This is a genomic window from Vibrio sp. ZOR0018 (assembly GCF_963865925.1).
Classification (GTDB): Bacteria; Pseudomonadota; Gammaproteobacteria; order Enterobacterales; family Vibrionaceae; genus Vibrio; species Vibrio anguillarum.
Window position 1 is genome coordinate 76,358 of the sequence record NZ_CAWMCN010000163.1, and the last position, 9,867, is coordinate 86,224.

Genomic DNA, 9,867 nt, shown 5'->3' on the forward strand with positions numbered 1-9,867 from the left:
GTTTTCTTACGCATCCGTTTTGTTTCGAGGGTTTATGAGCCATTCCTTCACCGCTTCTTTATCTCGCCCACGCCATAAAAGGGTGCTACCCGGATTTGGTATTAGCCTCGGTACTTCGCTGTTTTTTGTCAGCTTAGTGCTGCTATTGCCCGCCAGTGGTTTGATTATGCAGACGAGCCAAATGTCGCTCACCGAGTATTGGCAGGTGGTGGCGGACCCTCGTGTACTGGCCAGTTACAAAGTAACGGTGGGCGCGGCACTCATCGCCTCATTGTTTAATGGCTTGCTAGGATTATTGCTCGCTTGGGTGCTGGTTCGTTATGATTTTTATGGCAAACGTATTCTTGATGCTTTAGTCGATTTACCGTTTGCTTTGCCTACCGCCGTTGCAGGCATCACGTTGGCGACGCTTTACTCATCCAATGGCTGGGTGGGCAGCGTACTTGGCGAGCTTGGAATTAAAGTGGCTTATACCCCCTTGGGTATTGTTGTCGCGATGGCGTTTACCAGTATTCCGTTTGTGGTGCGCACGGTACAACCCGTCTTGGAGGAGATCTCCAAAGAAGAGGAAGAAGCGGGAATGACGTTAGGCGCATCAGACAGCGCCGTATTTTGGAAAGTGATCATGCCTTCGATTCGTCCAGCACTATTGGTTGGTATTGCACTCTCATTTACGCGTAGCTTGGGCGAGTTTGGTGCAGTGATTTTCATTGCGGGCAATATGCCTTACGTCAGTGAAATTACCTCATTAATGATTTTTGTACGCTTACAAGAATTTGATTTTCCGGCGGCGAGTGCCATTGCCTCGGTAGTATTGATGGCATCGTTATCGCTGCTACTACTGATCAATCTATGGCAAGGCGCATACCTGCGTCGAATTCATGGACGTTAAGGAACCGATGATGAAAGCACATCAACCGTTACGAGTCGGAGAAGCACCTTGGGTGAAGTGGAGTTTGATTGGCTTTGCGCTGTTTTGGGTTGCATTGTTGCTGATTATCCCGCTAGTGAGCATTTTCAAACAAGCCTTTGCCAGTGGTTTATCGACTTATATTAGTCATTTAATTGAACCCGATACGCGTCATGCCATTGGTTTAACACTGCTAGTTGCGCTACTCACGGTGCCAATTAACTTAGTGTTCGGCGTGTTATTGGCTTGGGCAGTGACTCGTTTTGAATTTCCGGGTAGAAAAATATTAACCACTTTAATTGATATTCCGTTTGCCGTATCACCGGTTGTTGCAGGCCTTCTGTATTTACTGCTTTACGGCAGCAGCGGCTGGTTAGGCGAGTGGTTGTTTGAGCGCGATCTGCAAGTGATGTTTGCTTGGCCGGGAATTTTATTGGTCACGGTTTTTGTGACTTGCCCGTTTGTCGCGCGTGAGCTGATCCCGCTGATGCAGCAGCAAGGCCGCTCGGATGAAGAGGCAGCGGTTATTTTGGGTGCATCTTGGTGGCAACTGTTTCGTCGCGTCACCTTACCGAATATTAAATGGGCGTTGATTTACGGTGTCATCCTAACCAATGCGCGTGCCATTGGTGAATTTGGTGCAGTAGCAGTTGTGTCTGGCAATATTCGTGGTGAAACCAATACCTTACCGCTACATGTGCAGCTACTGTATGAAGATTATCAATCGGAAGCGGCGTTTGCTAGCGCCTCACTATTGGCTTTCATTGCATTATTAACCTTAGTTTTTAAAGCTTATGTTGAATGGCGTCAACACAACAATCAGACAAAAACGAACAGAGAGCAAGAGACGGTATGAGTATACGTTTAGACAACATTTCCAAACAATTTGGTCAATTTCAAGCGCTCTCTCCGCTCTCGTTACAGATTGATGATGGCGAGATGATTGGCTTACTTGGTCCTTCCGGCTCAGGCAAAACCACTTTGTTGCGCATTATTGCCGGCCTTGAAGGAGCCGATAGCGGAACCATTCATTTTAGAGATCGCGATGTGACTCATGTCCACGTCCGCGAGCGCCGAGTTGGCTTTGTGTTTCAAAACTACGCACTTTTTCGTCATATGACGGTGGCCGACAATGTCGCGTTTGGTTTGCAAGTGATGGATCGCCGTCATAGACCAGCGGCGGCGGAAATAACCAAAAGAGTCAAACAGCTGTTGGATATTGTACAACTTGGCCATTTAGCTGAGCGCTATCCTGAACAACTTTCCGGTGGGCAAAAGCAGCGCATCGCCTTGGCTCGCGCTCTTGCAACAAAGCCGGAAGTGCTACTGCTGGATGAGCCTTTTGGCGCACTGGATGCCAAAGTGCGTAAAGAATTGCGCCGCTGGTTGCGCAGCTTGCATGAAGAGCTCGGTTTTACGAGCGTATTTGTCACCCACGATCAAGATGAAGCACTTGAACTCTCTGATCGCGTGGTCGTGATGAGCAATGGCCGCATCGAACAGATCGACTCGCCAGTACAGCTTTATGCTCAACCGAACAGTCGCTTCGTCTTTGACTTTTTTGGCAATGTGAATGTATTCCAAGCCAACTGGAATAACGAGCAGTGGGTCAACGGCCAATCGTTTATCTTACCGCCGAAAGATCACGCGATTAATCAATCAGGAAAGTTGTATGTGCGCAGCCATGAGTTGAGCCTATCGAATAAACAAAATAGCCAAGCTTCATTGCCTTTTGAAGTGGTCTCTGTCAATCCTGTTGGCGCGGAAGTGCGAGTTGAACTCGCGCCAGTAGGCTGGGAGAGTGAGCAATTATGGGAAGCAAAATTAACCCATAGAGCATTGAGTGAACAACCACTCACACGAGGCGACAAAACCTTTGCTACACCACAAGTGGGCTACTTTTTTGGTGGGGAGAGCAGCACTCCGCACACTATTCGTTGGCCATTCTTAGACGCAGATAGTTTAATGTTTGAGATCTAAATACAACGGACGAACGATTCAGAATGGGCACGCTTGCGTGCCCATTCTGTTTTCTGATGATTCAATCTGCTATAAAGGTTCAAGCGAAAATAACGTGGCTTTGGAGAGGGCGTAATGAAAGCGATTTTTGCATTAAGTGAGCAATTAGGTCAGCAATTGTTAGCACAAAAAGAGATCCTCACCAGTGCTGAATCATGCACTGGCGGTGGTGTGGCATTTGCACTTACCGAGGTTGCAGGAAGTTCGGCTTGGTTTGAACGATCGTTTGTGACCTACAGTAATCTCGCTAAACAAGAGATGCTCGGTGTCAAAGCACAGACACTGGTGGATTTTGGCGCGGTTTCCGAACCCGTTGTGCGCGAAATGGTACAAGGAGCACTTTTGCATTCCCAAGCCACTATTGGTGTAGCGATCAGTGGTATTGCTGGTCCTGACGGTGGTAGCGCAGAAAAACCAGTGGGAACCGTATGCTTTGCATGGGCTTCTAAGCAAGGCTGGGAACGTGCTGAGACGCTTTGTTTTAAAGGCGATCGCGCACAGGTGCGCAAGCAGGCGATTACTCATGCATTACAAGTGGTGAGTCACTTTTTATCGCAGCCAAATTGAACCTAGTCGAAATTTTTTCGACACAGCTATGGACACTGTATGAATCAACAGTATAATTAACCCCAATTGGCGACTAAAGAGTCGATAAAAAATTTAACGAGCCGCTACCCACAGCGACAGTTTGGAGAAAGTAATGGACGAAAATAAGCAGAAGGCGCTAGCCGCAGCACTGGGTCAAATTGAAAAGCAATTTGGTAAAGGTTCGATCATGCGCCTTGGTGACAACCGTACAATGGATGTTGAAACCATTTCTACCGGTTCACTTTCTTTAGATATTGCATTGGGTGCTGGCGGTTTACCAATGGGACGTATCGTTGAAGTCTACGGCCCTGAATCATCAGGAAAAACAACGTTAACGCTGGAATTGATCGCAGCAGCACAACGAGTGGGTAAAACCTGTGCTTTTATCGATGCAGAACATGCCCTTGACCCAATTTATGCTAAAAAACTGGGTGTAAACATCGATGAGCTGTTGGTTTCACAACCTGATACGGGCGAACAAGCGCTTGAAATTTGTGATGCCTTGGCCCGTTCTGGTGCCATTGATGTTATCGTCATTGACTCTGTGGCTGCACTGACACCAAAAGCTGAAATTGAAGGTGAAATGGGCGATAGCCACATGGGTCTACAAGCCCGTATGCTTTCTCAAGCGATGCGTAAGTTAACGGGTAACCTAAAACAGTCCAACTGCATGTGTATCTTCATCAACCAGATCCGTATGAAAATTGGTGTGATGTTTGGTAACCCTGAAACCACAACAGGTGGTAATGCCCTTAAATTCTACGCTTCAGTTCGTTTAGATATTCGTCGTACAGGCTCTATTAAAGAGGGTGACGAAGTCGTGGGTAATGAAACGCGTATTAAAGTGGTTAAGAACAAAATCGCGGCTCCCTTTAAACAAGCGGATACTCAAATTCTTTACGGACAAGGTTTTAACCGTGAAGGTGAATTGGTTGATCTTGGCGTGAAACATAAATTGGTTGAGAAAGCGGGCGCTTGGTATAGCTATAACGGTGATAAAATTGGTCAAGGTAAAGCAAACGCTTGTAAATTCTTGAGAGAGAATCCAGCTGCAGCTATGGCTCTTGATACTAAGTTACGTGAAATGCTGCTCAATCCAGCCGAGTTAATTGTTGAAGAACCTATTTTGAGCGAAATGCCTCAAGAAGAAGAGTTGTAATCTTCTCCATGTTTATATTTCAACAAAGCCCTGCAATGCAGGGCTTTGTTTTATCCATGACTAATAGGGACAGTATGTATTCCTCTAAATTCAAATCGACGTTATCGTGCAAAGAGTGCGCATTGCAATTACTGAGCCGACGAGATCACAGCGAGCATGAGCTACAGCAAAAGCTCATGAGTAAAGGGTATGATTCGGAAATTATCGTTCAAACCATGAGTTACTGCCTTGAGAACCATTATTTGGATGAACTGCGCTATGCCGCAAGTCAAATAAGACAACATGTCACTAAAGGTCATGGTGAGCGGCGTATTCGACAAGAGCTGAGCCAAAAAAGAGTCAGTAGCGATGATATTGAAACCGCTTTATATCAAGAGCCTCAAGATTGGTTTGAATTGGCAAAAGCGGTGGCTGAAAAAAAATTCAGAGAACCTGCGGAAAAAGGTTCAAAAGAACATGCCAAACAAGTGCGTTTTTTGCAGTATCGAGGTTTTAGCTTCGAGCAAATTAGCTACGCTTTATCATCATCGGAAGCTTAACTCTTCGTCTGATCCGCAATTTATTTCCTGCCATGCCTTTTCTATAAGAAAACTAGTCGAACTCTTGTCCATGCTTTACAATAACGCAAAATTCTAACTTGAGTATTTCAGGAAGAGCTGCATGTTTATGAGCACTGATGAGGTTCGCCGCGCGTTCCTCTCGTTCTTTGAAAGTAAAGGACACCAAATTGTTGATAGTTCATCATTAGTCCCCGCTAATGACCCAACCCTGTTGTTCACAAATGCAGGAATGAACCAATTTAAAGATTGTTTTCTTGGTTTAGAAAAGCGTGCTTATACACGTGCAACAACGGCGCAACGTTGTGTGCGAGCTGGTGGTAAGCATAACGATCTGGAAAACGTTGGTTTTACCGCTCGTCACCATACCTTTTTTGAAATGTTGGGTAACTTCAGCTTTGGTGATTATTTCAAAGAAGACGCTATTGCATACGCGTGGGAGTTTCTTACTGTAACACTCAAGTTGCCCGCTGATCGTCTACTGGTTACCGTGTATGAAACCGATGATGAAGCATTTGATATCTGGAATAAAAAAGTAGGCATTCCGGCTGAGCGCATTATTCGCATTGGCGATAAACCGGGTGGTAAAGCTTATGAGTCAGACAACTTCTGGCAAATGGGTGATACGGGTCCGTGTGGTCCTTGTACTGAAATTTTCTATGATCATGGCGATCATATCTGGGGTGGTCCTCCAGGTTCGGCAGAGGAAGATGGCGATCGTTTCATTGAAATTTGGAACAACGTCTTCATGCAGTTTAACCGTCATGCCGATGGCACGATGGAGCCACTTCCAAAGCCTTCCGTTGATACTGGTATGGGTATTGAACGTATTTCTGCGATCATGCAGGGTGTTCACTCAAACTATGAAATTGATGTGTTTCAAGCCTTGATTAAAGCCGCCGCTGATGTAACGGGTTATGACGATCTTTCCAATCAATCGCTACGCGTTGTTGCTGATCACATCCGTTCTTGTGCTTTCTTGATTGTGGATGGTGTGATGCCATCGAATGAAGGCCGTGGCTATGTACTGCGTCGGATTATTCGTCGAGCGGTGCGTCATGGTAATAAATTGGGCGCACAAGGTGCCTTTTTCCACAAACTGGTTGGCCCATTAGCACAAGTGATGGGAACGGCTGGTGAAGAACTGAAAAAGCAGCAAGCGCTTGTAGAAAAAGTGCTGCGCATTGAAGAAGAGAACTTCGGTCGCACTCTTGAACGCGGTATGGCGATCCTCAATGATGCACTCGATAATTTAGAGGGTAGCGTACTGGATGGTGAAACTGTCTTTAAACTTTACGATACCTACGGTTTTCCGGCTGATTTAACTAATGATGTTGCACGTGAACGTGAGCTGACCATTGACGAACAAGGTTTCGAAAAAGCGATGGAAGAGCAGCGTCAACGAGCGCGTGAAGCGGGCCAATTTGGCACTGACTACAATGCAATCATTAAAGTTGATACCAATACCGCTTTCTGTGGCTACAGCGCGACACAAGGCGAGAGCCTCATTGCCGCTATGTTTGTTGACGGCAATGAAGTTGACACTCTATCTGCGGGTGATAAAGCGATTTTGATCTTGGGCGAAACACCTTTCTACGCTGAATCCGGTGGTCAATGTGGTGATGCGGGTGTTATTCAAACGGCCACGGGCTTGTTTAAAGTTGAAGATACACAAAAACTCGGCAACGCCATTGCTCATCACGGTGAACTCATCGAGGGCGTACTCGCCAAAGGCGATGAAGCGAAAGCCATTGTTGATGCTAAGCGCCGCGCTGCAATTTCACTGAACCACTCCGCCACACATTTGTTGCATGCTGCACTTCGCCAAGTATTAGGTTCGCACGTGGCGCAAAAAGGCTCATTGGTAAAAGCGGAAAGCTTGCGTTTTGACTTCTCTCATTTAGAAGCAATGACGCCCGTAGAGCTAAAAGAAGTGGAACGTCTAGTGAACGCGCAAATTCGCCGTAACCACACGATTGAAACTAATATTATGGACATCGAAGCGGCAAAAGCCAAAGGTGCTATGGCACTGTTTGGTGAAAAATACGACGATGAAGTTCGTGTATTGTCGATGGGGGATTTCTCAACCGAACTGTGTGGTGGTATTCACGCAAGTAACACCGGTGACATCGGCCTATTCAAAATAGTTTCTGAAGGCGGTATTGCCGCTGGCATTCGTCGTATTGAAGCGGTGACGGGTGAAGGCGCGCTGGATCTATTGGATCAACAGCAGGCTCAATATGAAGTCAAAGTGGCTGAAATGGCGGCTAAAGCGAAATCTTTGGAAAAAGAGTTGCAGCAGTTAAAAGATAAACTTGCAGCGAAAGAAAGTGCCAATCTGATCAGCAATGTAAAAGAAATTGCGGGTGTGAAAGTGCTAGTTGCTCAACTTAATGGCGCCGATAACAAAGCGCTGCGTGGTATGGTTGATGAGCTAAAAAATCAGTTAGGCAGTGGCATTATCATGCTGGGTAATGTGGCTGATGATAAAGTGGGTTTGATTGCGGGTGTGACCAAAGATCTTACCGCCAAAGTTAAAGCAGGAGAGCTGGTCAATATGGTTGCCTTGCAAGTAGGTGGTAAAGGTGGCGGCCGTCCGGATATGGCTCAAGCGGGAGGTACGGATGTTAATGCCTTGCCTAGCGCTTTAGCTTCAGTAGATGCTTGGATTGCTGAGCATCTATAAACCGCTGTAATAAGTCACGCTCAATCACTGTTTTTTGATTGGGCGTAATTTTATTTACCAAACCAAGTGGTCTAATTGGCGCAATAGGATACGAGCCAGTTATCTGCTTGGTTTTGTTTTTGTAACTACTGAATCGATACTCAATATAGTGCTCTGCTTTCGATTTGGTCCTAATGAGACTTTGGTCTTGGGAAGGTGAAGATAGGTGAAAAAGCCCCTTATCGTGCAAAAGTTTGGCGGAACCTCGGTGGGTTCAATAGAACGAATCCATACCGTCGCTGAACACATCATTAAGGCGAAGAATGATGGTAATCAAGTGGTTGTAGTTGTTTCTGCAATGTCAGGAGAAACCAATCGACTGTTGGGCTTAGCACAACAAATCGATAGTGTACCAACTGCAAGGGAACTTGATGTTTTGCTCTCTGCTGGTGAGCAAGTGTCTATGGCGCTATTAGCGATGACACTCAATAAATTAGGCTATTCAGCTCGCTCACTAACCGGAGCTCAAGCGAACATTGTGACCGATAATCAACACAATGACGCGACGATTAAAATGATTGATACTCGAACGATTACCGAGTTGCTGGCACAAGATCATATTGTGGTGGTAGCGGGTTTTCAGGGTGTGAATGAGAATGGGGATATCACCACTTTAGGACGTGGAGGTTCTGATACTAGCGCTGTGACGCTAGCGGGAGCTCTTAAAGCCGATGAGTGTCAAATATTCACTGATGTGGATGGTGTTTACACATGTGATCCACGTGTGGTTGCAACGGCTCAAAAATTAGAGATCGTTGATTTCCCGTCAATGGAAGAAATGGCACGTAAAGGCGCTAAAGTTCTGCATTTACCTTGTGTGCAATATGCGTGGGAAAATGAAGTTCCTTTACGCGTACTGTCTACTTTTGATGTAAACGCAGGCAGTCTAATCAAAGGTGAGCAGTGTCATAAAGCAGTATGTGGCATTGCGATTCAACGCGATATGGCGCTTATTACTGTGCAACATGATCATTTCCCGAGTTTAGCCAAGCAGTGCCAAATGCTCGGTGTGGAAGTGTGGAGTGTGATCGAAGAGGCAGAATGGACAGGTGTCATTATAAAACGAGACGCTTGTGCTAAATTAGCTCTGGTTTTCAATGACAAAATCCGTAATAGTGAACCCGTTAGTTTATTGACCACGGTAGGTTTACTAGCTCAGGAATTAGTTGAACGCTCATGTGAATTACTTGCAGAACAAGGGATCGAAGTGAGTTCCCTTTCGGTTGATAAACAATCGTTAATGCTAGTTATGCAGCCACAACATGTTGATAAGGCAGCCAATATTTTACATGAGGCCTATATAACGTCAGATGAGCTATTAGCTTTTCACCTAAAACATGTCTCTTTAGGGTGAGAGCGCACTAATAGATAGTTTACGAAAATATAACTTTTAGTGGATAATAGCGCAGTTGCAATATAATACAGAGATTACTCAAGGAGCAAAGAATGCTAATTTTGACTCGCCGCGTTGGCGAAACACTAATGATCGGTGATGAAGTGACAGTAACAGTTCTTGGTGTAAAAGGTAACCAAGTGCGTATCGGTGTGAATGCACCGAAAGAGGTTTCTGTCCACCGTGAAGAAATCTACATGCGCATTCAAGCTGAAAAAGGTAATGGTAGTGTTGCACCTAGCAACTACTAATTATCACAAGGAAGGCTAGCGAATTTTGCTGGCCTTTTTTATGCTTTGAAGTCACTGATATGACAGAAAAGTTTAATTTCACAGCGCTTTGATTAAATAGCCAACGGTTGATTTGATTTTTGTCGCTTTTACCAAGAAAGTGTTTGACATATTTTTGGTAAAAAGTAATATGTGCCTCCGCAAGACGGTGAGGTGGCCGAGAGGCCGAAGGCGCTCCCCTGCTAAGGGAGTATACGGTTTATAGCCGTATCGAGGGTTCGAATCC

Annotated in this window: 10 protein-coding genes; 9 read left to right on the top strand and 1 reads right to left on the bottom strand. The window is 45.6% G+C overall.

The window, feature by feature from the left end:
• Nucleotides 1-34 precede the first annotated feature (34 nt).
• From cysT to csrA, 9 genes are all read left to right on the top strand, one after another.
• Nucleotides 35-892, top strand: a complete 858-nt coding sequence (gene cysT / locus AACR75_RS18380) for a sulfate/thiosulfate ABC transporter permease CysT (protein ID WP_017046719.1) — start codon at nucleotides 35-37, stop codon at nucleotides 890-892.
• 10 nt (nucleotides 893-902) lie between these two features.
• Nucleotides 903-1,766, top strand: coding sequence for a sulfate ABC transporter permease subunit CysW (gene cysW, locus AACR75_RS18385; protein WP_017046720.1), 864 nt, complete (start codon nucleotides 903-905; stop codon nucleotides 1,764-1,766).
• Nucleotides 1,763-2,890, top strand: a complete 1,128-nt coding sequence (locus AACR75_RS18390; protein WP_017043744.1) for a sulfate/molybdate ABC transporter ATP-binding protein — start codon at nucleotides 1,763-1,765, stop codon at nucleotides 2,888-2,890. The genes cysW and AACR75_RS18390 overlap by 4 nt, the downstream gene beginning before the upstream one ends.
• A gap of 114 nt (nucleotides 2,891-3,004) precedes the next feature.
• Nucleotides 3,005-3,496: a nicotinamide-nucleotide amidase gene (gene pncC / locus AACR75_RS18395; protein WP_013857707.1), complete on the top strand. Its 492-nt coding sequence runs from the start codon at nucleotides 3,005-3,007 to the stop codon at nucleotides 3,494-3,496.
• Nucleotides 3,497-3,629: 133 nt separating this feature from the next.
• A complete protein-coding gene (gene recA, locus AACR75_RS18400) occupies nucleotides 3,630-4,676 on the top strand; it encodes a recombinase RecA (protein ID WP_010320444.1) in 1,047 nt (348 codons plus the stop codon).
• A 35-nt stretch (nucleotides 4,677-4,711) separates the two neighbouring features.
• Nucleotides 4,712-5,215: a recombination regulator RecX gene (gene recX / locus AACR75_RS18405; RefSeq protein ID WP_081989676.1), complete on the top strand. Its 504-nt coding sequence runs from the start codon at nucleotides 4,712-4,714 to the stop codon at nucleotides 5,213-5,215.
• A gap of 121 nt (nucleotides 5,216-5,336) precedes the next feature.
• Nucleotides 5,337-7,919, top strand: a complete 2,583-nt coding sequence (alaS, locus tag AACR75_RS18410) for an alanine--tRNA ligase (protein ID WP_047688257.1) — start codon at nucleotides 5,337-5,339, stop codon at nucleotides 7,917-7,919.
• A 205-nt stretch (nucleotides 7,920-8,124) separates the two neighbouring features.
• Complete coding sequence (locus AACR75_RS18415) at nucleotides 8,125-9,312, top strand: aspartate kinase (RefSeq protein ID WP_013857703.1); 1,188 nt, start codon at nucleotides 8,125-8,127, stop codon at nucleotides 9,310-9,312.
• Between the two features lie 92 nt (nucleotides 9,313-9,404).
• The gene (csrA, locus tag AACR75_RS18420) at nucleotides 9,405-9,602 is read left to right on the top strand and encodes a carbon storage regulator CsrA (RefSeq protein ID WP_010320440.1); all 198 of its coding nucleotides are present in this window, start codon (nucleotides 9,405-9,407) and stop codon (nucleotides 9,600-9,602) included.
• A gap of 78 nt (nucleotides 9,603-9,680) precedes the next feature.
• Here csrA and AACR75_RS18425 read toward each other — a convergent pair.
• Nucleotides 9,681-9,867 (bottom strand): hypothetical protein (locus AACR75_RS18425; RefSeq protein WP_231564162.1); only part of this gene is annotated, 187 nt, incomplete at its 5' end.

What these genes read in the sequence shown, in the direction of transcription:
- cysT (WP_017046719.1), top strand. Translation starts at nt 35, where the DNA reads ATGAGCCATTCCTTCACCGCTTCTTTATCTCGCCCACGCCATAAAAGG.
- cysW (WP_017046720.1), top strand. Translation starts at nt 903, where the DNA reads ATGAAAGCACATCAACCGTTACGAGTCGGAGAAGCACCTTGGGTGAAG.
- AACR75_RS18390 (WP_017043744.1), top strand. Translation starts at nt 1,763, where the DNA reads ATGAGTATACGTTTAGACAACATTTCCAAACAATTTGGTCAATTTCAA.
- pncC (WP_013857707.1), top strand. Translation starts at nt 3,005, where the DNA reads ATGAAAGCGATTTTTGCATTAAGTGAGCAATTAGGTCAGCAATTGTTA.
- recA (WP_010320444.1), top strand. Translation starts at nt 3,630, where the DNA reads ATGGACGAAAATAAGCAGAAGGCGCTAGCCGCAGCACTGGGTCAAATT.
- recX (WP_081989676.1), top strand. Translation starts at nt 4,712, where the DNA reads ATGCAGGGCTTTGTTTTATCCATGACTAATAGGGACAGTATGTATTCC.
- alaS (WP_047688257.1), top strand. Translation starts at nt 5,337, where the DNA reads ATGTTTATGAGCACTGATGAGGTTCGCCGCGCGTTCCTCTCGTTCTTT.
- csrA (WP_010320440.1), top strand. Translation starts at nt 9,405, where the DNA reads ATGCTAATTTTGACTCGCCGCGTTGGCGAAACACTAATGATCGGTGAT.